General features: G+C 67.0%; 18 protein-coding genes. 10 read left to right on the forward strand and 8 right to left on the reverse strand.

What is annotated here, in order from left to right; genetic code table 11:
* Window positions 1-4: 4 nt before the first annotated feature.
* Genes hypF through DY468_RS12690 form a run of 6 tightly spaced genes read left to right on the forward strand, consistent with a single transcriptional unit; the run spans window position 5 to window position 7,505 of the window.
* The gene (hypF, locus tag DY468_RS12665) at window positions 5-2,257 is read left to right on the forward strand and encodes a carbamoyltransferase HypF (RefSeq protein WP_164605161.1); all 2,253 of its coding nucleotides are present in this window, start codon (window positions 5-7) and stop codon (window positions 2,255-2,257) included.
* Complete coding sequence (locus DY468_RS12670; RefSeq protein ID WP_164605162.1) at window positions 2,257-2,490, forward strand: HypC/HybG/HupF family hydrogenase formation chaperone; 234 nt, start codon at window positions 2,257-2,259, stop codon at window positions 2,488-2,490. Before hypF ends, DY468_RS12670 begins: the two co-directional genes overlap by 1 nt.
* A complete protein-coding gene (gene hypD, locus DY468_RS12675; protein ID WP_164605163.1) occupies window positions 2,487-3,629 on the forward strand; it encodes a hydrogenase formation protein HypD in 1,143 nt (380 codons plus the stop codon). The genes DY468_RS12670 and hypD overlap by 4 nt, the downstream gene beginning before the upstream one ends.
* Window positions 3,626-4,672 (forward strand): hydrogenase expression/formation protein HypE, encoded by a 1,047-nt coding sequence (hypE, locus tag DY468_RS12680; RefSeq protein WP_164605164.1) that lies wholly within the window; start codon window positions 3,626-3,628, stop codon window positions 4,670-4,672. Before hypD ends, hypE begins: the two co-directional genes overlap by 4 nt.
* Before the next feature lie 39 nt (window positions 4,673-4,711).
* On the forward strand, window positions 4,712-6,160 hold the full coding sequence (locus DY468_RS12685) for a sigma-54-dependent transcriptional regulator (protein WP_164605165.1): 1,449 nt from the start codon (window positions 4,712-4,714) through the stop codon (window positions 6,158-6,160).
* Entirely contained in the window at window positions 6,153-7,505 is a 1,353-nt protein-coding gene (locus DY468_RS12690; RefSeq protein ID WP_164605166.1) for a sensor histidine kinase, read from the forward strand. The genes DY468_RS12685 and DY468_RS12690 overlap by 8 nt, the downstream gene beginning before the upstream one ends.
* Window positions 7,506-7,550: 45 nt before the next feature.
* Here DY468_RS12690 and DY468_RS12695 read toward each other — a convergent pair whose 3' ends face one another.
* Entirely contained in the window at window positions 7,551-8,267 is a 717-nt protein-coding gene (locus DY468_RS12695; protein ID WP_164605167.1) for a glutamine amidotransferase, read from the reverse strand.
* A gap of 514 nt (window positions 8,268-8,781) precedes the next feature.
* Here DY468_RS12695 and gltA point away from each other — a divergent pair.
* A complete protein-coding gene (gltA, locus tag DY468_RS12700) occupies window positions 8,782-11,766 on the forward strand; it encodes an NADPH-dependent glutamate synthase (RefSeq protein ID WP_164605168.1) in 2,985 nt (994 codons plus the stop codon).
* Window positions 11,767-11,790: 24 nt separating this feature from the next.
* Here the strand turns inward: gltA and DY468_RS12705 are convergent, their stop codons facing one another.
* On the reverse strand, window positions 11,791-13,827 hold the full coding sequence (locus DY468_RS12705) for a YgiQ family radical SAM protein (RefSeq protein ID WP_164605169.1): 2,037 nt from the start codon (window positions 13,825-13,827) through the stop codon (window positions 11,791-11,793).
* Between the two features lie 66 nt (window positions 13,828-13,893).
* The gene (locus tag DY468_RS12710) at window positions 13,894-14,496 is read right to left on the reverse strand and encodes a TetR/AcrR family transcriptional regulator (protein WP_349644273.1); all 603 of its coding nucleotides are present in this window, start codon (window positions 14,494-14,496) and stop codon (window positions 13,894-13,896) included.
* A gap of 159 nt (window positions 14,497-14,655) precedes the next feature.
* Between DY468_RS12710 and DY468_RS12715 the strand changes: the two genes are divergently transcribed.
* The 3 genes from DY468_RS12715 to DY468_RS12725 are packed head-to-tail and all read left to right on the forward strand — an operon-like array spanning window position 14,656 to window position 19,528.
* A complete protein-coding gene (locus DY468_RS12715; protein WP_164605170.1) occupies window positions 14,656-15,687 on the forward strand; it encodes an HlyD family secretion protein in 1,032 nt (343 codons plus the stop codon).
* Window positions 15,684-18,398 (forward strand): ribosome-associated ATPase/putative transporter RbbA, encoded by a 2,715-nt coding sequence (rbbA, locus tag DY468_RS12720; RefSeq protein ID WP_164605171.1) that lies wholly within the window; start codon window positions 15,684-15,686, stop codon window positions 18,396-18,398. The genes DY468_RS12715 and rbbA overlap by 4 nt, the downstream gene beginning before the upstream one ends.
* A 2-nt stretch (window positions 18,399-18,400) precedes the next feature.
* A complete protein-coding gene (locus tag DY468_RS12725) occupies window positions 18,401-19,528 on the forward strand; it encodes an ABC transporter permease (RefSeq protein ID WP_164605172.1) in 1,128 nt (375 codons plus the stop codon).
* A 153-nt stretch (window positions 19,529-19,681) separates the two neighbouring features.
* On the opposite strand, the gene DY468_RS12730 is transcribed toward DY468_RS12725, so the two are convergent.
* The 5 genes from DY468_RS12730 to DY468_RS12750 all read right to left on the reverse strand — a co-directional run bounded on the left by DY468_RS12730 (window position 19,682) and on the right by DY468_RS12750 (window position 23,814).
* Complete coding sequence (locus DY468_RS12730; protein WP_164605173.1) at window positions 19,682-20,971, reverse strand: PepSY-associated TM helix domain-containing protein; 1,290 nt, start codon at window positions 20,969-20,971, stop codon at window positions 19,682-19,684.
* A 174-nt stretch (window positions 20,972-21,145) separates the two neighbouring features.
* A complete protein-coding gene (locus DY468_RS12735; RefSeq protein ID WP_164605174.1) occupies window positions 21,146-21,328 on the reverse strand; it encodes a hypothetical protein in 183 nt (60 codons plus the stop codon).
* 110 nt (window positions 21,329-21,438) lie between these two features.
* Window positions 21,439-22,086 (reverse strand): pyridoxamine 5'-phosphate oxidase family protein, encoded by a 648-nt coding sequence (locus tag DY468_RS12740; protein ID WP_164605175.1) that lies wholly within the window; start codon window positions 22,084-22,086, stop codon window positions 21,439-21,441.
* Window positions 22,067-22,651, reverse strand: a complete 585-nt coding sequence (phnN, locus tag DY468_RS12745) for a phosphonate metabolism protein/1,5-bisphosphokinase (PRPP-forming) PhnN (protein WP_164605176.1) — start codon at window positions 22,649-22,651, stop codon at window positions 22,067-22,069. The genes DY468_RS12740 and phnN overlap by 20 nt, the downstream gene beginning before the upstream one ends.
* Entirely contained in the window at window positions 22,648-23,814 is a 1,167-nt protein-coding gene (locus DY468_RS12750; RefSeq protein WP_502706223.1) for an alpha-D-ribose 1-methylphosphonate 5-triphosphate diphosphatase, read from the reverse strand. Before DY468_RS12750 ends, phnN begins: the two co-directional genes overlap by 4 nt.
* Window position 23,815: the final 1 nt, after the last annotated feature.

Here is a 23,815-nt window from a genome sequence, read left to right on the forward strand (position 1 = left end):
CGCGATGCAGCCCGCCGTCGCCCTGTTGCCCAATGCCACTCGCGCGCGTGTGCGCGTGCGCGGCGCGGTGCAGGGCGTCGGCTTCCGCCCCTTCGTGTATCACCTGGCGCAGCGCTATCGGCTCGGCGGCTTCGTCGCCAACGATGCCGAGGGCGTGCTGATCGAGGTCGAAGGTGCGGCGCTTTCGGAGTTCATCGCGGCGCTGCGCCGCGAGGCGCCGCCGTTGGCGCGGGTCGACGCGATCGAGACCGAAGCGCTGCGCGCCCGCGGCGAGCGCGGCTTCGACATCGCCGAGAGCCGCGGCGGGGCGGTGACCACCAGGATCGGCGCGGATGCGGCGATCTGCGAGGCGTGTCTCGACGATCTGTTCGATCCGGCCAGCCGCTTCCACCTCTATCCGTTCGTCAACTGCACCCATTGCGGCCCGCGCTACACGCTGACGCAGCGCCTGCCTTACGACCGTGCCAACACCTCGATGGCGGGCTTCGCGCTGTGCGCCGATTGCGCGCGCGACTATCGCGATCCGGCCAATCGTCGCTTCCATGCCGAGCCGGTCGCTTGCCCGGCCTGCGGGCCGCGGCTCGATCAGCCGATCGCCGAGATCGTCGCGCGGCTGCGCGCCGGCGGCATCGTCGCGCTGAAGAGCCTTGGCGGCTATCATCTGCTGTGCGATGCGACCAATGAGACCGCCGTCGCCGGGCTGCGCCGCCGCAAGGGCCGCGACGCCAAGCCGTTCGCCGTGATGGTCGCCTCCGAGGCGTCGCTGGATGGCATCGTGATCGCGAGTGAAGCCGAGCGGGCGCTGCTGAAGTCGGTCGCGCGGCCGATCGTGCTGATGCGGCATCGCGGCGCGCTGGCGCCGTCGGTGGCGCCGGGGCTCGGGGCGCTCGGCGTAATGCTGCCTTACACGCCGCTGCATCATCTGATCTTCCACGCTGCCGCCGGCTCGCCCGCCGGTCGCGCCTGGCAGCGCGCGCCGGTCGATCTGGTGCTGGTCGCGACCAGCGCCAATGGCGGCGGGGATCCGATCGTGATCGACGATGCCGAACGCCAGCTCGCCGGCGTCGCCGATCTGATCGTCGGGCATGACCGCGCCATCGTGGTGCGCGCCGACGACAGCGTTGCAACGATCATCGACGGCGCGCCCTCCTTCGTGCGCCGGGCGCGCGGCTTCGCGCCGCAGCCGGTCGCGCTGCCGCGCGCGGTGCCGCCGGTGCTGGCGGTCGGCGCTTACTTGAAAAATACGGTCACGCTGACGCGCGGCCGCGAGGCGTTCGTGTCGCAGCACATCGGCGATCTGGCGACGACGGGCACCGTGCGGTTCTTCGAACACACCATCGCGCATCTGACGCGCCTGGTCGGCGCCGCGCCGGTCGCGGTCGCGCACGATCTGCACGCCGATTTCGCCTCGACGCGTTTCGCGGAAGGTCTCGGTCTGCCGCTGGTCGCCGTGCAGCATCACCACGCCCATGTCGCCTCGATCGCCGCCGAGCACGGCGTTGCCGCGCCGCTGCTTGGGATCGTGCTCGACGGCCACGGCGCCGGCAGCGACGGCGGCGCGTGGGGCGGCGAGCTGCTGCGCGTCGATGGCGCACGCTTCACCCGGCTCGGCCATCTGGCGCCGCTGGCGCTGCCGGGGGGCGATGCGGCTGCGCGCGAACCGTGGCGGATGGCGGCGGCGGCGTTGGCGGCACTCGGGCGGGGCGAGGAGATCGCCGCACGCTTCGCCGATCAGCCGCGCGCGGCGGCGCTGGCCGCAATGCTCGCCAGCCGTGGTTGCGCCACGACCACCAGCGCCGGCCGGCTGTTCGATGCCGCCGCCGGTCTGCTCGGGGTTTGCACGACACAAGGTTACGAAGGCCAGGCGGCCATGCAGCTCGAGGCGCTGGTGAAATGCCCGCGCGTGCTGGGCGGCGGCTGGGAGATCGGCGCCGGCACGCTCGATCTCTCGCCGCTGCTCGCGCACCTCGCCGGGCGGCCGGACGCGCAGGACGGCGCCGAGCTGTTCCACGGCACGCTTGCCGCGGCGCTCGCCGATTGGGCCGTGCAGGCCGCAGAGCAAACCGGACTCACCACGATCGCGCTCGGCGGCGGCTGTTTCCTCAATCGCGTGCTGAGCGAAGATCTCGCCGCGCGGCTGCGCGCGGCCGGGCTGACGCCGCTATTGGCCCGGCAGGTGCCGCCGAACGACGGCGGACTCAGTCTCGGCCAGGCGTGGATCGCCGGCCAACTCATTGCCGAACAGGAGACGCGCTGATGTGCCTCGCCATTCCCGCCGAAGTCGTTGAATTACTGCCCGACCAGATGGCGCGGGTATCGCTCGACGGCGTCAGCAAGGTGATCTCGGTCGCGCTGGTCGAAGGCGTCGCGGTCGGCGACTACGTCGTGGTCCATGTCGGCTTCGCGCTGACGCGGATCGATCCGGAGGAGGCCAGGCAGACGCTGGCGCTGCTCGCCGAAATGGGACAGCTCGCGGAGGCCGCGCAATGAAATACGTCGACGAATACCGTGACGGCGACGTCGCGCGCAGGATCGCCGCCGCGATTGCGCAGGCGGCCGATCCGGCGCGCAGCTATCACTTCATGGAGTTCTGCGGCGGGCATACGCACGCGATCTCGCGCTACGGCCTCGAAGACCTGCTGCCGGCGAACGTGCGTATGGTACACGGCCCCGGCTGCCCGGTCTGCGTGCTGCCGGTCGGCCGCATCGACATGGCGATCCAGCTTTCGATGCGGCCGGAGGTGACGCTGTGCACCTATGGCGATCTGATGCGGGTGCCGGGCTCGCACAGCGCCTCGCTGCTGCGCGCCAAGGCGGCCGGCGCCGACATCCGCATGGTGTATTCGACGCTGGATGCGCTGGCGATCGCGCAGGCCGAGCCGGAGCGCCAGGTGGTGTTCTTCGCCATCGGGTTCGAAACCACCACGCCGCCGACCGCGCTGGCGATCAAACTGGCGCAGGCGCGGGGGCTCGGCAACTTTACGGTGTTCTGCAACCATGTCCTGACGCCGCCGGCGATCCGCGGCATCCTTGAACACCCCGATCTCGACGGCCAGCCCGGCCCAAAGCTCGACGGCTTCGTCGGTCCGGCGCATGTCAGCGCGGTGATCGGCTCGGATGCGTTCGCGCCGTTCGCTAGCGAGTTCGAAAAGCCGGTGGTGGTGGCCGGCTTCGAACCGCTCGACGTGATGCAGGCGATCCTGATGTTGATCCGCCAGGTCAATGACGGCCGTCATGAGGTCGAGAACCAATACATCCGCGCGGTGACGCCGGAGGGCAATACGATCGCCCAGGCCGAAGTCGACGCGATCTTCGAACTGCGCGACAGCTTCGAGTGGCGCGGCTTCGGCGCAGTGCCGCTCAGCGGACTGCGGCTGCGCGCGGCGTATCGCGATTTCGACGCCGAGCAGCGCTTCGCGATGGCGGAGATCTCCGCCGCCGACAATCCGGCATGCGAATGCGGCACCATCCTGCGCGGCATCAAGCGGCCGACCGACTGCAAATTGTTCGGCACGCTGTGCACGCCGGAAACCCCGATGGGCTCCTGCATGGTGTCGTCGGAAGGCGCCTGCGCGGCGCACTGGACCTATGGCCGCTTCCGCGACCATGCACGGAGGAACGTGGCATGAGCAGCGACATCCGGCGGCGCAAGCTCGATCTCAAGAACGGCCGGGTGGATCTGTCACACGGCGCCGGCGGCCGGGCGATGGCGCATCTGATCGGCGAGATCTTCCACGCCGCGTTCGACAATCCGATGCTGCGCGCCGGCAACGATCAGGCGGCGTTCGAAGTCGGCGGCGGCCGGATGGTGATGACCACCGACGGCTATGTGGTGTCGCCGCTGTTCTTTCCCGGCGGCGACATCGGCTCGCTCGCCGTGCACGGCACCATCAACGACGTGGCGATGGCCGGCGCCAAGCCGCTGTATCTGTCCGCCGGCTTCATTATCGAGGAGGGCTTTGCGTTCGCCGATCTGAAGCGGATCGCCGACAGCATGGCGGCGGCGTCGCGTGCCGCCGGTGTGCCGATCGTCACCGGCGACACCAAGGTGGTGGAGCGCGGCAAGGCCGACGGCGTGTTCATCACCACCACCGGTGTCGGCATCGCGCCGCGCGAGCTGGTACTGTCGTCCGACCGGGCGCAGCCGGGCGACAAGGTGCTGCTGTCCGGCTTCATCGGCGACCACGGCGTCGCGGTGATGTCGCAGCGCCAGAACCTCGCCTTCGAGACCTCGATCCAGTCCGACAGCGCCGCGCTGCACGAATTGGTCGCCGCGATGGTGGCGGCGGCTCCGCAAGGGCTGCGGGTGATGCGCGATCCGACCCGCGGCGGGGTGGCGGCGACACTGAACGAACTGGCGCAGCAATCCGGCGTCGGGTTCCGGCTCGACGAGGACGTGATGCCGGTCCGGGCCGAAGTGGCGGCCGCCTGCGAACTGCTCGGGCTCGATCCGCTCTATGTCGCCAACGAAGGCAAGCTGATCGCCATCGTGGCGCCCGAGGCGGCCGAGACCGTGCTTGCCGCGATGCGGGCGCATCCGCTCGGGCGCGATGCGGCGCTGATCGGCGAGGTGATCGCCGACGATCATCACTTCGTGCAGATGACCACCTCGTTCGGCGGCGGGCGGATCGTCGACTGGCTCTCGGGCGAGCAATTGCCGCGGATTTGCTGAAGGCGTTAGACTGGTCTTGTGAGTGATGGAACGAGGACGATGAGCGGTCAGGCGACGGTTTTGGTGGTCGACGACGAGATCCGCTCGCTGGAATCGCTGAAGCGCGTGCTGAGCGACGAGTTCGAGGTGATCTGCGCCAAGGATGCCGGCGAGGCGCGGCGCGTGCTGGAAAGCGAGATCGTCCACGCCATCCTGTGCGACCAGCGGATGCAGTACGAGACCGGCGTCGACTTCCTCAAGCACGTTCGCGAGACCTGGCCCGATCCGGTGCGGATGATCATCTCCGGCTATTCGGACTCCGAAGACATCATCGCCGGCATCAACGAGGCGGGGGTGTACCAATACATCGCCAAGCCGTGGCATCCGGACCGGCTGCTCGACATCGTGCGCGGCGCGGTCGAGCTGTTCCGGCTGCAGAAGGAAACCGAGACCGCCAATATCGACGTCAAGCTGACGCCGGAGCGGGTGCAGCGAGTCGTCACCGAAAAGCGCGGCGTGGCCCGCAGGCTGTACGATTTCGACCGCATCGTGCACGCGCCCGACAGCCCGCTCGCCGAGGTGATCGAGCTCGGCAAGCGCGCCGCCGAATTCGACATCTCGGTGCTGATTACCGGCGAGAGCGGCACCGGCAAGGAACTGCTGGCGCGCGCGATCCATTACGGCTCGGCGCGCTCCGGCAAGGCGTTCGTGGTCGAGAATTGCGGCGCGCTGCCGGACGAGCTTTTGGAAAGCGAGCTGTTCGGCTGCAAGAAGGGCGCCTTCACCGGCGCCTATCAGGATCGTGTCGGACTGTTCGAAGTCGCCGACGGCGGCACGATCTTTCTCGACGAGATCGGCGAGACGTCGCCGGCGTTCCAGGTCAAGCTGCTGCGGGTGCTGCAGGAGAGCGAGATCCGCCCCCTCGGCGCGCAGCGCGTGCGCAAGGTCGACGTCCGCATCGTCGCCGCCACCAACCGTGACCTCGAGGCCGAAGTCCGCGCCGGCCGCTTCCGCCGCGATCTGTTTTATCGGCTGGCGGCGTTTCCGCTGCACATGCCGTCGCTGCGCGAGCGGCCGATGGACGTGCCGTTGATCGCCGCCAAGGTGCTGGCCGACGTCACCAAATCCTACGGCCGCGCCGTCGACGGCTTCACACCCGGCGCGCTGGCGCGGATGCGGCACTACGACTGGCCCGGTAACGTCCGCGAACTGCAGAACGAAATCCAGCGGATGGTGGTGCTGACCAACGACGGTTGGCTGCAGGAATCCGATCTGTCGGCGCGGATCCGCAACGGCAGCGAACCGATCCGCCTGCAGTCCTCGCATCATGGCAGCGCGACCCTGAAGACCAATATCGAGGCGCTGGAGCGCCACATGATCATCGAGGCACTGGATCGCCACGGCGGCAACATCAGCCGCGTCGCCGGCGAGCTCGGCCTGTCGCGCGTCGGGCTGCGCAACAAGCTCGGCCGCTACGATCTGCGCAAGGGCCTCAGCGACGATGCCTGATCGCATCGCACCCGGCGAACGATTGATCGAGCGCGTCGGTTCGCCTCTGTTGTCGCCGCTCGACGGCGACCAGGAGGCGGCCTGGATCGAAGTGATCCGCAAGATGGACGAGGTCTACGCGGACCTGTTGCGCTACGAGACCGATCTCGAAGAGAAAAACACCGCGCTGGAGGAAGCGCAGGCGTTCATCTCCAGCGTCATCGAGTCGGTCTCCGACATCCTGATCGTCTGCGACCGCAACGGCATCGTGCTGCAGATCAATCCGGCGGCGGTGCGGCTGTTGGCGACGCCGGCCGAGGCGGTGGTCGAGCGCCCGCTGGGCGATCTGGTCGATGCCGCCGACCGGGCCCGGATCGAGGAATTGCTGCGCGCGTCGTCGTCTTCGGAGATCGCGCTGGAAATCCGCTTCGTCACCGCGCACGGGCTATCGGATCTCTACGCTATCAACGGCGCGACGCGCTGCGATCAGGCCGGCCATCGTGTCGGCACGGTGCTGACCGGGCGGCCGATCGGCGAGCTGCGCCGCGCCTACGAGGCGCTGCACACCGCGCACAGCGAGCTGCAGCGCGCCCAGCGCCAGCTCGTCGAGCAGGAGAAGATGGCGAGCCTCGGCCGCCTGGTCGCCGGCGTCGCCCACGAACTCAACAATCCGATCAGCTTCATCTACGGCAACATCCACATGCTGGAGCGTTACCGCGAGCGGATGGCGGCGTATCTGACGGCGATCCACGGCGGCGCCGATCCGGCCGAGATCGACGAACTGCGCCGCCGCTTGAAGATCGATGCGCTGCTCGCCGACTACGCGTCGCTGATCGAGGGCACGCTGGAAGGCGCGATGCGGGTCTCGGACGTGGTGAAGAACCTGCGCCGACTGAGTTTTCCGCGCACCGGCGAGACCCAGCCGATCGACGTCGACCGCATCGTGCGGACCGCGGCGCGCTGGGCGGCGCGCGCCAAGCCCGGCCGTGTCGACCTCGTTTTCGACATCGCGCCCGACGTGACGGTGATCGGCAATGAAGGCCAGTTTCACCAGATCATGGTCAATCTGGTCGACAACGCGATCGATGCGCTGCGCGGCCACGCCGCGCCGCGGATCGAGATTTCGGCCAAGCGTCAGAACGACGAGGTGGCGATCGCGGTCGCCGACAACGGCCCGGGTCTGCCGGACGGCATGATCGACAAGATTTTCGAACCGTTCTTCACTACCAAGCCGGTCGGCGAGGGCACCGGGCTCGGCCTGTGGATCAGCTACGGCATCGCCCGCGAGCACGGCGGCACGCTGGTCGCCGCTAATCGAGCCGGCGGCGGCGCGGTGTTCACGCTGACGCTCGAGGCCGGTCCGTAGCGCCGCGCGCCGGATCGCCGCCGCACCGCTCGATGTCTTCGGGCGTCAACCGATCTGCGAGAGCCATTCCTCGAACATCCGCTGCCCGGCGAGGTGCGCGTCGGATGGGATGGCTTGCGCCTGCGCCCTCAGCGCGCGCGGATCGATGCCGGCTCCCGACAGCTCCGCCGCATGCCCGGTGAGCCAGCGTTCGATGCCGTGATCGACTTCGACTTCAGGGTGAAACTGCAGCCCCAGCACATTGCGGCCGATCGCGAAGCCCTGCGTGGCGCACAGCGCGGTGGTGGCGAGGTTCTCGGCGCCGGCGGGAATCTGGAACGCGTCGCCGTGCCAATGCAGCACCGGGATGCCGTCGAGATGCCGGAGCGGTCCGCGCCGTCCTGCATCGGTCAGCGTCAACGCTCCGAATCCGATTTCCTTGTGGCCCATCGGAGCAACGGTGGCGCCGAGCGTCGCGGCGATCTGCTGGGCGCCGAGGCAGATACCGAAGGTCGGTCGATTCGCGGCCAGCCGCGCCGCCAGAATCCGGCGCTCCTCGAGCAGGTACGGATAAACGTCGCCTTCATAGACGCCGATCGGTCCGCCGAGCACGATCAACAGATCGGGCTGTTCGGGATCGATGGCCGAGAATGGTGTCTGATCGAGATCGACGTAGCGGATGTCGTAGCCGGCCGCGGTGAGGACGGGTGCGAAGTAGCCGAGGTCTTCGAACAGGACGTGCCGAATCACGACGGCGGTTTTCGAGCGGGGAAGGTTTGTCATCGTGCGCTCCGCACCACGTCGCGGCGGATGCGAGCGACGCGTGCTTGATCGAATGATCTGTCCGGAACGGACATGTGGTCGATCAGCATCACGCTATCGGCGACCTCGATGTCAAGCTCGGCGCCGGTCCCGCGATCCACGAGGCGCCGCACAGCCGGCCACGGTCCTGATGCAGTCTGGCCGGAGCCCTCACGGCAGCGGTGTTACTTGCAGGCGGCCGATATGACGGGCCGCGACGAACGCGACCGGGATCCTGATTAGTTCAGTGGGGCGCCCCCATTAGACCTTGGTCGAAGGCCGCAAGCCGGGTCGCCTTCGCATGCCGGTCATGCGCTCGCCTGCCGGGCGAACCGCGGCGGCACATTTCTGCGTGATCGCGCCGTTCGCGAGCGTGCGGCGCCAGACCGGACATGACCGAGGTCAAATCAATTTGGCGCTCCTTGGGTATTTTGAGCCGCTTTCCCGTCACCTGACGACGCCGCTCGCCGGCCTCGGACCAATCTGTGCTGACATCATGTATCGTATTGTGCGACGCGAGCAGTTCTCGGACGCGACTTTCCTGTGGGACGTCGAGGCGCCGGACATCGCGGCTTCCGCCGAGCCCGGCCATTTCGTGATGCTCCGTCTTTACGACGGCGCCGAGCGCATTCCGCTCACCGTCGCCGACTTCGATCGCGACAAGGGGCTGGTGACCGTCGTGGTCCAGGCGCTCGGCAAGACCACGCGCGAGATGCGCGACAAGTTCAAGGAAGGCGAGGCGTTCGAAGACTTCGTCGGTCCGCTCGGCCTGCCGCAGCATATCGACAAGGTCGATCACGTGGTGTTCGTCGGCGGCGGCCTCGGCGTCGCGCCGATTTTCCCGCAGCTCCGCGCCTTCAAACAGTCCGGCGCGCGCACCACCGCGATCATGGGATTCCGCACCAAGGATCTGGTGTTCTGGGAAGACAAGTTCCGCGAGTTCGCCGACGAACTGATCATCTGCACCGACGACGGCAGCTACGGCGAGGCAGGCTTGGTCACCGCGGCGCTGGAGCGGGTGATCACCCAGCAGAAGCCCGACAAGGTGGTGGCGATCGGCCCGATGCCGATGATGCACGCCTGCGTCGAGACCACCCGTCCGCACGGCGTCAAGACCATGGTGTCGCTGAATACGATCATGGTCGACGGCACCGGCATGTGCGGCTCGTGCCGGGTCACGGTCGGCAATGAAGTGAAGTTCGCCTGCGTCGACGGCCCGGATTTCGACGGCCACAAGGTCGACTTCCACGAGCTGCACGCCCGCCAGAAGCGTTTCAAGACCGAGGAAGACAAGGCGAACGAACATTTCGCCCATGTCTGCAATCTCGAAAAGCAGCTGATCGTCGAGGGCAAGCGCAACTACAAGAAACTGGCGACGCTGCCGCCGCATCAGACCCCGATGCCGGAGCGTGACGCCCACGAGCGCGCCGCCAATTTCAAGGAAGTCAATCTCGGCTATTCGGTCGAGGAAGCGCTGCAGGAAGCCGAGCGCTGCATTCAGTGCATCACGCCGACTTGCGTGGCCGGCTGCCCGGTCGGGATCGACATTCCGGTATTCATTCGGAACATCCTGTTCCGCGACTTCGATGCGGCGCTGGAGACGATCTATCAGTCGAGCATCTTCCCGTCGATCTGCGGCCGGGTCTGCCCGCAGGAGACGCAGTGCGAAGCGCAGTGCATCATCCGCAAGTACAAGAAGCACGAGCCGGTCGCGATCGGTCGGCTCGAGCGTTTCGTCGGCGACAATGCGCGGGCGCCGAAGAGCAAGCCGATCGATCTGTCCAAGACGATCGGCAAGGTTGCAATCGTCGGCTCCGGTCCGGCCGGCCTTGCCGCCGCCGCTGATCTCACCCGCTACAATGTCGAAACCACGGTCTATGAGGCGCTGCATGTGCTCGGCGGCGTGCTGCAATACGGCATTCCGTCGTTCCGGTTGCCGCGCGACATCATCGACCGCGAAATCCAGCGGCTGAAGGATATCGGCGTCAAGTTCGAGACCAACAAGGTCGTCGGCAAGACCTTCACGATCGAACAGTTGATGAACGGCCGCGGCTTCGACGCGGTGTTCGTCGCGGCGGGCGCCGGTGCGCCGACCTTCCTGGGTATCCCCGGCGAATTCGCCGGCCGGGTCTATTCGGCCAACGAATTCCTCACCCGTATCAATCTGATGGGCGGCGATCGCTTCCCGTATCTCGACACGCCGGTCAGCGTCGGTAACAGCGTGATCGTAATCGGTGCCGGCAACACCGCGATGGATTGCCTGCGCGTCGCCCGCCGCGTCGGCGCCGCGACGGTGCGCTGCGTCTATCGCCGGTCGGAGGCCGAGGCGCCGGCCCGCATCGAAGAAATCCGCCACGCCAAGGAGGAAGGCGTCGACTTCTTCTTCCTGCATTCGCCGGTGGAGATTCTCGTCACCGAGAGCGGCGACGTCCGCGCGGTGCGGCTGCAGAAGATGGAGCTCGGCGAGGCCGACGAACGGGGTCGCCGCAAGCCCGTGCCGCTCGACGAGTTCATCGAGCTCGAATGCGACACGGTGATCTACGCGCTCGGCACCAAGCCCAATCCGATCATCGGTCAGGCGACGCCGGGGCTCGAGCTCAACAAGTGGGGCAACATCGCGGCCGACGACGACACCCAGTCGACCAACATGCCGGGCGTGTTCGCCGGCGGCGACATCGTCACCGGCGGTGCGACCGTGATCCTGGCGATGAGCGCGGGCCGCCGCGCCGCCAAGTCGATCGCCGCCTGGCTGCGGCTGAACAAGACCAAATGGCCCATTACGGCGCAGGACGCCGACGACTTCGTCGCCGGCAAGCTGGCGCCGCCGATCGAGGAGGAAGGCGTGGCGCATTGCCCGAAGTGTCACCAGCAGCTGGAAGGCCCGGAGGAGTACATCTGCTGCGCCGGCTCCGAGCTGCAGTGGCGCTGCGACGATTGCGCCAAGGTCAGCGAAGGCTTCGCGTTCCCCTACGGCATGTGCCCGCATTGCGGTGGCAAGCTGCAGCCGCTCGACCGCGCCGGCGTCAGCGACGAAGCGGGGCTGGCGGCGATCCGCACCGCGTTCGAAATCGAACTCGGTGGCCGCGCGTTCTATGCGCGCGCCGCCAAGGAAACCTCAGATCCGACCTTGCAGGAGCTGTTCCTGAGCTTCGCCGAGATGGAAGAGGAGCACATGACGACGCTAGCCAATCGCTATCATGTGGCGATTCCGCAGGCGACCGAAGGCTTCCACCTCGGCACCGCGGCGATCATGGCCGGCGTCAAAGGACAGATCGGCGATCCGACCACGCTGTTCGAAGCCGCGATCGAGTTCGAGCGGCGCGCCGCCTCGTTCTTCAAGACCCGGGTCGGCGAGACGCCGGACGGATCGGTCGAACGCCAGCTCTATCGCGAGCTCGCCGCCGAAGAGGACGAGCACGTCTCGGTGCTGCAGACCGAATTCGCGCGCTGGAAGGAAGGCAAGCGCGGGCTGCTGACGTAAGCCCGCGACTTGCGATGGCGGCGGTTACTTCACCAGCCGCACGCCCTTGGTGGTGAAGCGCTGCGGCTTCGGTCCGTCGCCGCGTAGCGGGCGGCGGGTGCCGGCGGCCTTGCCGGTGCCGGGCGGCTGATGCGCCGGCACGAGCTGATCGGGCCGTGAACCGATCAGGTCGGCACGGCCCATCGCCTTCAGCGCGTCGCGCAGCACCGGCCAGTTGTCCGGATCGTGATAGCGCAGGAACGCCTTATGCAGCCGGCGCTGCCGCAGGCCCTTGATCGCTTCTACCGGCTCGCTGGCGCCGTGGCGCACGCCGCGCAGCGGGTTGACGCCGCTGTGATACATCGCGGTCGCGGTCGCCATCGGCGACGGCAGGAAGGTCTGCACCTGGTCGGCGCGGTAGCGATTGCGCTTCAGCCACAGCGCGAGGTTCATCATGTCCTCATCTCGCGTGCCGGGATGCGCCGCGATGAAATACGGGATCAGGTAATACTGCTTGCCGGCCTGCTTAGCGGCGGCCTCGAACATCTGCTTGAAGCGATGATAGGCGCCGATGCCGGGCTTCATCATCTTGTCGAGCGGGCCGCGCTCGGTGTGCTCGGGCGCGATCTTCAAGTAACCGCCGACGTGATGGCTCACCAGCTCCTTGATATAGGCCGGGCTCTTCACCGCGAGATCGTAGCGCACCCCCGACGCCACCATCACCTTCTTGACGCCCTTGACCTCGCGCGCCTTGCGGTACAGCCGGATCAGGTCGTCGTGCGAGGTGTTGAGGTTCGGGCAGATCTCCGGAAATACGCAGGACGGCCGCCGGCAGGCGGCTTCGACCTTCGGGTCCTTGCAGGCCATCCGGTACATGTTGGCGGTCGGGCCGCCGATGTCGGAGATCACGCCGGTGAAGCCCGGCGTCTTGTCGCGGATCTTTTCGATCTCCTGCAGGATCGAGCCTTCGGAGCGGCTCTGGATGATGCGGCCCTCGTGCTCGGTGATCGAGCAGAAGGTGCAGCCGCCGAAGCAGCCGCGCATGATCGTCACCGAGGTCTTGATCATGTCCCACGCCGGGATCTTGGCGCTGCCGTAAGACGGATGCGGCGCGCGGGCGTAAGGAAGATCGTAGACCGAGTCCATTTCCTCGGTGGTCAGCGGGATCGGCGGCGGATTGAGCCACAGGTCGCGGTCGCCGTGGCGCTGCACCAGCGGCCGCGCGTTGCCGGGATTGCTCTCCCGGTGCAGCACCCGCGAGGCGCGGGCATAGGCTTCCTTGTCCTGCTCGACCTGCTCGCAGGAGGGCAGCCGGATCACCACGTCGCCGCGCTCTTGGCGTGCGCCCTCGTCGGCGGCGTCGAGATCGTCGGCGTGTAGTTCCGTGTAGTTCTCCGGCACGCGGCGGAACAGCGCGACGCCGCGGATGTCGTCGAGTTCGCGCGGCGCTTCGCCGGCGGCGAGCCGATGCGCGACCTCGACCACGGCGCGCTCGGCATTGCCGTAGAGCAACAGATCGGCCTTGGCGTCCGCCAACACCGAGCGGCGGACCTTGTCGGACCAGTAATCGTAATGCGCGATCCGCCGCAGCGAGGCTTCGATGCCGCCGAGGATGATCGGCACGTCCTTGAAGGCTTCGCGGCAGCGCTGGGCATAGACCAGCGTGCAGCGGTCCGGCCGCTTGCCGCCTTCGCCGTTCGGCGTGTAGGCGTCGTCGTGGCGCAAGCGGCGGTCCGCCGTGTAGCGGTTGACCATCGAGTCCATGTTGCCGCCGGTGACGCCGAAGAACACGCGTGGCTTGCCGAGTGCCTTGAACGGTTCGGCGGACTGCCAATCCGGCTGCGCGATGATGCCGACGCGGAACCCCTGGGATTCGAGCAGGCGGCCGATGATCGCCATGCCGAAGCTCGGATGGTCGACGTAAGCGTCGCCAGTCACCAGCACGATGTCGCAGGCGTCCCAGCCGAGCTTATCCATCTCGGCGCGGCTCATCGGCAGAAACGGCGCAGGCTTACGCATCGCCGCGGTCACGGGGCGGAACCGGGTCATCAGCGGCGGTGCGGTGAGGAGGGAGCTTTGCATCGCCCAGCCATAAGACCGGGAGGCGGTAAGTTCAACGCCGCGGGCCGCGTCGTCTCGGCGCTGTGATCACTCGGGCAGCGGCGGCAGATCGCCGACCGCCAGGTTCCGTGCTTCGTCGCGCGACACGCCGAGCCCCACCAGCACCCACTCCACCGTCTCGGCCGCAGCTTCGGACCAGGTGCGATGGCCATCGAGGATGGTGAAGATCGCGCCCAGCATGGCGCCGGAGATGAAATTGGTCGCCGACGCCAGTTGGGCGGGACTGAGGGCATGGCCGCGTTGCGCCAGCCCTGTGGCGAGGTCGTCGAGCGGCCGTCCATCCCAGACCACCCGCAGCGTCGTGGAGCTCATGCCGAACCGGCAGACGAACCGGCCGAGCCGGGGCTCTTCGTGCGCCTGGCGGATCAACAGCCGCATCCAAGTCGCGAGACGCCGCACCGGATCGTGGCAATCCGCCAGCGCTACGGTCAGCCGGGGATTCAGTTCGCCGGCCAGATTGGTCACCACCAGGTCGAACAGGCCGGTGAGGTCGCCGAGGTTATTGTAGACTGTCCCCCGCGCGACACCGGCCGCCTGGGCCAGATCGGTGACGCTGATCTGCGTCAGCCCGCGCTCGGCGAACAATTGCATCGCCGCCAGATAGATCTGCCGCTGTGCGGGGCTCGACACGGTCCTTGGACACACTTGATCTGATTTGAACAACTGTGTTCAATACTGCGAATAGGCTTCGCCGACAATCCGGTTCAAAGCGGAATTGGCCTTGATCGAACGGAGGGATAGCTGGGGTGGGGGCATTCACTGTTCAGTCCGTGATTCCGGAGCCGTATGATGACGATCTTTCACCCGACCCGCCGCGGTGTCCGGCTGTTCAGCGTTTTCTGCCTCGGTGTTGGTGTTCTGGCGGGCCCGCTCCCGGCCCATGCCGACGACAAATTCGACAAGCTGATCCAGAAGCTGATGCCCAAGCGGCTGCCCGCGGGCTTCGCCTCGGCCAACGGCCGGCTGGAATCGGAGCAGGTCGAGATCGCCACCAAGCTGGCTGGCCGGATCGCCGAAGTGCTGGTGAAGGAGGGCGACGAGGTCGAGAAGGGCCAGCTTCTGGTGAAGATGGACGTCTCCGACATTCAGGCCCAGCTCCTCGCCGCCGAAGCGCAGGAGCGCCGCGCCGTGCAGAGCAAGGCGGTGGCCGAAGCGATGGTGCTGCAGCGGGAGAGCGAGCAGAAGCTGGCGGCTCAGCAGCTCGGCCGCGCCGAGGCGCTGTTCGAGAAAGGCTTCTCCACCGCGGAAATCCGCGACCAGCGCCAGTCCGCGCAGAACGTCGCCGATGCGGCGCTGATCGCCGCGAAGGCCAGCCTCAGCGATGCGACGGCGGCGATCGATGCCGCGCGCGCCGAGGTGGCGCGGATCAAGACCGTGCTCGACGACATGCAGTTGAAGGCGCCGCGCCGCGGCCGCATCCAGTACAAGCTGGCGCAGGCCGGCGAAGTGCTCGGGGCCGGCTCCCGCGTGCTGACGCTGGTCGATCTCACCGACGTCTACATGACGGTGTTCGTACCGGCGAGCGTCGCCGCCGGATTGGCTTACGGCTCCGACGCCCGACTGATTCTGGATGCGATCCCGCAATATGTGGTGCCGGCGAAGGTCACCTTCGTGGCCAGCGAGGCGCAGTTCACCCCGAAAGCGGTCGAGACCAAGGACGAGCGCGAAAAGCTGATGTTCCGCGTCAAGCTGACGCTGCCGCCGGACCTGCTGCGCAAATACGAGCGCGAGGTGAAGACCGGTGTGCGCGGCATGGCGTATTTGCGCACGGACAGCGACAAGCCATGGCCGGATAATCTCAAGGTCAAGCTGCCGCAATGACCGGCTTCGCCGCGCGTCTCACGCATGTCACTCACACCTATGGTGCGACACATGCGCTGGACGACGTCACGCTGGAATTGCCCGCCGGCAAGATGGTCGGCCTGATCGGGCCCGACGGCGTCGGCAAATCGACGCTGCTGGCGCTGATCGCCGGCGTGCGCCGGATTCAGACCGGCGAGGTGATGGCGCTGGACGGCGATATGCGCGACGCCCGTCACCGCGCCGCAAGCGCGGCGCGGATCGCCTACATGCCGCAGGGGCTCGGACGTAACCTGTATCCGACCCTGTCGGTGTTCGAGAATCTGGACTTCTTCGGCCGGCTGTTCGGTCAGGGCACGGCCGAGCGCAAGGCGCGCATCGCCGAATTGCTGAGCGCCACCGGGCTGTCGCCGTTCGGCGATCGGCCCGCCGGCAAATTGTCCGGCGGCATGAAGCAGAAGCTGTCGCTGTGCTGCGCGCTGATCCACGATCCGGACCTGTTGATCCTCGACGAGCCGACCACCGGCGTCGACCCGCTGTCGCGTCGGCAGTTCTGGGAATTGATCGACCGCATCCGGAAGCGCCGTCCGCAGATGAGCGTGCTGGTCGCGACCGCCTATATGGAAGAGGCCGAGCGGTTCGACTGGCTCGCCGCCCTCAACGACGGCAAGATCATCGGCGCCGGCACGCCGGCCGAGCTGCGGGCGCAGACCAAGCAGCCGACACTCGACGCCGCCTTCATCGCGCTGCTGCCGGCGGAGATGCGCGGCGATTATGCCGACGTCGTATTGCCGCCGCTGCCGGACAGCGGCGACGGCTACGCGATCGAAGCCCAGAACCTGACCTGCCGGTTCGGCGATTTCACCGCGGTCGATCACGTCAACTTCCAGATCAAGCGCGGCGAGATTTTCGGCTTCCTCGGCTCCAACGGCTGCGGCAAGTCGACCACGATGAAGATGCTGACCGGCCTGCTGACGCCGAGCGAAGGCGAGGCGCGGCTGTTCGGCGAGGTGCTCGACGCCTCCGACATGGCGACCCGCAAGCGTGTCGGCTACATGTCGCAGAGCTTTTCGCTCTACGCCGAACTGACAGTGCGGCAGAACCTGCTGCTGCATGCGCAATTGTTCGAGCTGCCGAGCGCGCAGATTCCGGATCGCGTCGCCGAAATGCTGGCGCGGTTCGATCTCGCCGACGTCGCCGATGCCCGGCCCGACGGTCTGCCGCTCGGCCTGCGTCAGCGGCTGCAGCTCGCGGTCGCGGTGATCCACCGCCCCGAAGTGCTGATCCTCGACGAGCCGACCTCCGGCGTCGATCCGGTGGCGCGGGATTCGTTCTGGCGGATGTTGATCGCGCTGTCGCGCCAGGACGGCGTCACCATCTTCATCTCCACCCACTTCATGAACGAGGCCGAGCGCTGCGATCGGATATCGCTGATGCACGCCGGCAAGGTGCTGGCGGTCGGCGCGCCGCACGAGCTGGTGGCGCGCCGCGGCGCCGCCGATCTCGAACAGACCTTCATCGCCTATCTGGAAGAAGCGACCGGCGCGCAGCGCGACGGCGAGGAGACCAGCCTGGCGGCGCCGCGCGAGGCCGCGGCCAAGCTGCGGCGGTTCGATCCGGCGCGGCTGTGGGCCTATGCCCGCCGCGAGACCATGGAGATCCTGCGCGACCGGCTGCGGCTCGCGTTTGCGATTCTCGGCCCGCTGGTCCTGATGCTGACTTTCGGATTCGGCATTTCGTTCGACGTCGAGAATTTGACCTACGCGGTCTACGATCAGGACAACACGCTGGAAAGCCGCGAACTGCTGGAGAGCTTTTCCGGTTCGCGCTACTTCAAGCAGGCGCCCGACATCGCCTCCGCGGCCGACATCGACCGGCGTCTCGCCAGCGGCGAACTCAAGCTGGTGATCGAAGTACCGCACGGCTTCGGCCGCGACTTGCTGACCAGCAAGTCTCCGGAAGTCGCGGTGTGGATCGACGGCTCGATGCCGTTCCGCGCCGAGACCATCCGCTCCTACGTTACCGGGCTGTCGCAGGCCTATCTTGCCGAGCAGTATCGGCGCCATGCGATGGCGTCGCCGGCCTCGCCGATCAATATCGAAACCCGGTTTCGCTACAATCAGGCGTTCAAGAGCGTGTATTCGATCATTCCTGGCGTGATCACGCTGATCCTGATGCTGATCCCGGCGATGCTGACCGCGGTCGGCGTCGTCCGCGAAAAGGAAGTCGGCTCGATCTCCAACTTCCGCTCGACGCCGGTCACAGCGACCGAGTTCCTGCTCGGCAAGCAGCTGCCCTACGCCCTGCTGTCGTTCTTCAGCTTCGTGCTGCTGCTGGTCGGGGCGATGGTGATCTTCGGTGTTCCGGTTCGCGGGTCGTGGACGGCTTTGGTCGGCGGGGCGCTGCTCTACGTGTTCTCCACCACCGCGCTCGGTGTGTTGTTCTCGTCGTTCCTGCGCACTCAGATCGCCGCCATCTTCGTGGTCGCGATCATCTCGATCATCCCGGCCGTCAACTTCTCCGGTCTGTTGGTGCCGGTGTCGTCGCTGTCGCAGATCGGGCGATTGTTCGGCGAGGCGTTTCCCGCGGCCTGGTTCCAGGAGGTCAGTATCGGCGCCTTCACCAAGGGCATGGGGTTCTGGATGCTGTCGCCGAACCTGTTGGTGCTGTTCGGATTCGGTCTGACTTATCTGATCTGCGCCATTCTGGTGCTGCGCAAGCAGGAGGCGTGACGATGGGCTCGATGTTGCGACACATCTATCGTCTCACCGGCAAGGAGCTGCGCAGTCTGTGGGCCGACCCGATCCTGCTCGGCTTCATTGTCTACGTGTTCAGCGTCGCGATCTACACGATCGCGACCGGCGCCAAGCTGGAAGTCGAGGCCGCGCGGGTCGCGGTGGTCGACGAGGATCACTCCGAGCTGTCGCGGCGGATCGCTGCTGCGATGCTGCCGCCGCTGTTCCGTGCCGCCGAGCAGATCAGCCCGTCCGAGATCGATTCGGCGATGGACAGCGGCCGCTACGTGTTCGTCGTGGAGATCCCGCCGCAATTCGAATCCGACGCGTTGTCCGGCAAGAACCCGTCTATCCAGATCAATGTCGACGCCACCGCGATGGCGATCGCCGGTAACGGCGCGGTCGACATCCAGAACATCGTGCTGCGTGAGACGGCCGCTTACTTGCGTAAGGACTCCGGCACCAGCACCACGCCTGTGAACCTGGTGATGCACGCCAAGTTCAATCCCAACCTGAACTCGGCCTGGTTCACCTCGGTGATGCAGGTGATCAACAACATCGCGACGCTGTCGATCATTCTCACCGGCGCCGCGCTGATTCGCGAACGTGAGCGCGGCACCATCGAGCATCTGCTGGTGATGCCGGTGAACCCGCTCGAGATCATGCTGTCGAAGATCATCGCCAACGGCGCGGTGATCGTGATGGCGGCACTGTTGTCGCTGCAGTTCATGGTCAAAGGGGTGCTGGGCGTACCGATTATCGGCTCGGTGCCGTTGTTCACTTTGGGGATGGTGCTGTTCATGTTCTCGGTGACGGCACTCGGCCTGCTGCTGGCGACGTATGCCCGCACCATGCCGCAGTTCGGCCTGCTGGCGATCCCGGTGATCGTGATCCTGTATCTGCTGTCCGGTGCCAGCACCCCGATCGAGACCATGCCGCAATGGCTGCAGTTCGTGATGCAGTTCACGCCGAACACGCAGTTCGTCTCGTTCGCGCAAGGCGTGCTGTATCGCGGCGCCGGCATCGATCTGGTGTGGCCGCAACTGCTGGCGATGCTGGCAATCGGCGGCGTAACGCTCGGCATCTGCCGCGTTCGCTTCGCCAAGACCATCTCGGCACAGGACTGAACGGGCGCCTGCGAGCAGCAGCCGTCGATCAAGCCCTATCGACGCGTCATGGCCGAGCTCGTTCGGGCCATTTTGCGTCTTTGATCTTGCACGGCCTTCGAGACGTGGATGCCCGCGACAAGCGCGGGCATGACGAGCGCCGCAGTGGCGCCGTTACTCCGCCGGGGCCAGCCGGGCGCCGGCCGATGCCTGACGGCTGCGCTTGGCCGCCAGCCGGGCGCGGCGTTTGCGCGCCCAGATCACCACGCCGGTGACCGACAGCGCCGCCACCACCAATCCCATCGCCGAGATCAGAATGCGACCGGGCAGGCCGAGGATCCGGCCGGAATGCAGCGGGAGCTGCATCTGCACGAACACGTCCGCGGCGGTTCCGGTCCAAGGCAGCCGCTCGCCGAGGAAGCGGCCGTCCTCGCTGTCGTAATAGAGCCGCGCCGGGCCGACCCCGGCGGCGCCGTGCTCGTCGCCCGGCTTGAAGAAGCCTGCCACATAGACGCCGTGCGCCGGGCCGTAGAACAGCGAGCCGAGCGGCTCGGTGAAGCCGCGCGCCTTGCCGTCGGCGGTGGCGCGTGCGGCGATGTCGGCGAAGCTCATCTTCGGCTCGATCGGATCGTCGAGGCTGCGGAACGGGCGCTGCTCGAACGGCGACGGCGTGTAGTTCGACACCGTCTTCATCAACGGCGAGAACACCTCGAAATACAGGTTCAGCGAGAACGCCGTGAAGGCGACGACGAACAGCACCGCCCAGGTCCACAGGCTGAAGGCGCGGTGGATGTCGAAATTGATCCGGTAGGCGCTGCCCGAAGCCTTGATTTTCCAGGCCGGCGCCCATCGTGCCCAGAACCCCTTGCCGAGCTCGCGCCGCACCGCCGGCGCCTGTCCGGCCCGCAGCAGCCGACGCGCCGGCAGCGTCAGATAGAAGCCGACGAAGCAATCGATCGTCCAGATGATCGCGATGATGCCGAGCAGCCGCATCCCCCAGCGGTCGCTGCCCCAGAATTCGGGGATGTGCATGGTGTAGTGCAGCTTGTAGAGAAACGACACGAAGGTCTCGCGCGTCACCGGCCACACCGCGCCCCAATAGCGCCGGCCGAGTTCAGCGCCGTTGGCGGGGTCGACGAACACCTGATTATATTCGAGCGCGTATCGTTTGCTGGTCGCCGGGTCGATCCGCGGCACCACGAAGAACGCCAGCGAGTGGCCCGGCTCTTCGGCCATCGGGAAGTAAACCACGCGAGCCCGCGGATCGCGCTGCTCGATCTGCTTGGCAAGCTCGATGGCCGGTATCGCCGGCCCTGTCGCGGCAGCGTGGAACAGCTTGGCGTTGATGGTCTCGTCGATCTCGTGGTCCCACGAGATCACGGCGCCGGTGACGCCTGAGAACAGCAGAAACGCCGCGGTGAGGAGCCCGGCCCAGCGGTGCAGTCGTCCGAATATCAATCTCATGCTGCCGCTGTACCGCGTCGCGCTCGCGATGCCAGGGGGGCAATTTTGGAATCGTTTGAAATTGCTGCCGCGCCGAAGGGAGGGTCGCGACTTATCAACCTTTTGCGCGACGCGATGCGGCAATCCGCCTCGCGTGAGCGACCGGTGCGATGCGATCGGGCATTCCGGATTCGCTTAAGCCGACCAGCAATCCTGCTGCTCGCGATCCGCCTGTTCGTTGAGGCGGTCGGCGATATCGGCGGCGAGTTTCTTGGTCTTCGCCTCGGCGATCGTCTTTCCGTCCGTCGTTTTCAGCGCCGAGCGCTCGACTTCGATCGGAAAATCGTCCGGTTGCAGACTGTTGTCGTGATCCGTCATGGCGGAATCCTCCTGAGCCCTGCTAACGCGGGAACAGGCCCGGCGGTTGCCGGGATTCGACTAAATCATCAGCATGTCCCGACCCGTCGGAACCTGAACGGCTCCGGCCACTACCACATCGACGCCTTGGCGCGTTCAGGCCAGGCGCGGTCGTAGGCTTCGCCGCCGACGCGGCCTTCGGTCATCGAAGCCAGGATTTCGCCGGGCGTCGGCAGCGTGTCCTGTGCGACCTGTTTGCTCGGGTCCCACAGGCCGGAGCGGATCAGCGCACGGCCGCATTGGAAATAGATTTCCTCGACCGTCATCACGATCACGGTGCGCGGCGCCTTGCCTTCGACGTCGAAAGACATCCGCAAAGCCTCATCGGCCGTGACATAGCCGCGGCCGTTGATGCGCAGCGCGTTGGTCGAGCCGGGGATCAGCAGCATCAGCGCGATGCGCGGATCGCGCACCACGTTGCGCAAGGAATCGATCCGGTTGTTGCCGCGGCGATCCGGGATCAGCAGCGTGGTGTCGTCATAGACACGAATGAAGCCAGGGACGTCGCCGCGCGGCGAACAGTCGAGTCCTTCGGGTCCGACGGTGGCGAGCGCTGCGAACGGCGATTTCTCGATCAGGGTGCGATAGGGCGGCGTGATCCAGTGCGCCACCTTTTCGGTGGAGGCGTCGTTCGGCACACCGTAGATCGCCTCCAGCGCCTCGACCGTGTCGAGCGCAGGGAAGGCGGGGCGGCGGTCGTCAGGGCTGCGGGCGTCCATGGCGGATAATCTCCAACAAGTCTTGGGCGTGGGCGATCGGATCGCCGACATTGCTGATGGTGACGTCGGGATGCGCCGCAACGTTGCGCCCGACGCGGTCGGTGATGCTGCCGTCGCTGGCGCGGGCCCGCACCGCGATCCGGGCGGCCAGCACCTCGGCCGGCGCCGTGATCAGCACGACGACGACATTGGCGTAAGCGCTGCGCGCTGGGTCGATCACCATCCGCGACACGTTGGCCACCACGGTGCGTCCGGCGCGGATGTCGTCGTCGAGACCGCGCGGCAGACCGTAGGCATGGCCGTGGGCGCGCCAAGACAGCGCGAAATCCCCGGCGGCTTCGAGGCGGCTGAAGTCGTCCGGCGTGACCTGCAGATTGTCCTCGGCCGCAGAGGCTTCGCGGGTGACGGTGCGGCGCGCAAATACGATCGCCGTGTCGTCGGCACCGAGCGAGCGGGCGGCATTGATCAGCGTGTCCTTGCCGGCGCCGGAGGGGCCGACCACCAGCACCAACCGCCCCGGGCCGATCAGTTTCGTCGTCTGCTCCGCCACCGCGATATCCGTCATGCCACGCGCTGTCCTTCGCGCCAGACGCTGCGCACCGCCGGCACGTCGTGTGCGACATGGACGCGGATCAGGTCGGCGCGCTTGCCCGTGGAGACCTCGCCGCGATCGTTGAGGCCGACCGCTTCGGCCGGTGCCTTGGTGACGGTGCGGATCGCGGCGGCGAGATCGATCGCCGGCGCGCGCATCGGCAATTGCAGCGCCGCGATCAACAGGCTCGACGGGATGTAGTCCGACGACAGGATGTCGAGCAGTCCCTCGTGCGCCAGGTCGATCGCCGCGATGTTGCCGGAGTGCGAGCCGCCGCGCACCACGTTGGGGGCGCCCATCAGGATTTCGATGCCGGCCTGGTGCAGCTCGCGCGCCGCCTCCAGCGTGGTCGGGAATTCGGCGACCGCGACCCGGTCGCGGATCGCGTCGGCGACGTTCTCGGGCGTGGTGTCGTCGTGGCTCGCCAGCGGAATCTCGTAACGATGCGCCAGCTCGACGATCGCCCGCATATTGGCGTCGGCGTAGGTCTCCTTGCAGTACACCCGGCGTGCGAACATCACGTCGAGCTCGGCATCGGTCATGCCGGCTCCCTTGCCGCGGTAGTAATCGCGCAGCTTTTCCTCGTCGCGGAACTGGCGCTGGCCCGGCGTGTGATCCATCAGCGACATCAGCCGGATGTCGGGACGGTCGATCAGCTCCTTGGCCTCGGCCACCACGTTCGGCATCGGAATTTCGCAGCGCAGATGCAGGAAGTGATCGGCGCGCAGCAGCTGCGCGTCGCGTGCCGTCGAGATCGCGCCGGCCAGCACGATCGCCTGGCCATCGACCTCCTCGGCGCCTTCCTCGCGCCACACCCGGAGCGAGTCGAGCACCGTGGTGATGCCGCAGGTTGCGAGCTGACCGTCGTAGGACACCACGGCGGCGACCGGATTCCACTGCACCTTGGGGCGCGGCGTGTAGTGCGCTTCGAGATGATCGGTGTGCAGCTCGACCAGCCCCGGCATCACCAGATCGCCTTGCATGTCCTTGGCGCCGTTGGGCGCGGCGCCTTCGCCGATTTCCGCAATCACCCCGTCGGCGATCGCGACCCAGCCGTGTTCGATCACCCGATCGGCCAGCACCAGCCGGGCATTGCCCAGCACCATCTCCTGCGAATTGTTCATGGTCTCGTTCATT

This window comes from Rhodopseudomonas sp. BR0M22, assembly GCF_010907035.1.
In the GTDB taxonomy this organism is placed as follows: domain Bacteria; phylum Pseudomonadota; class Alphaproteobacteria; order Rhizobiales; family Xanthobacteraceae; genus Rhodopseudomonas.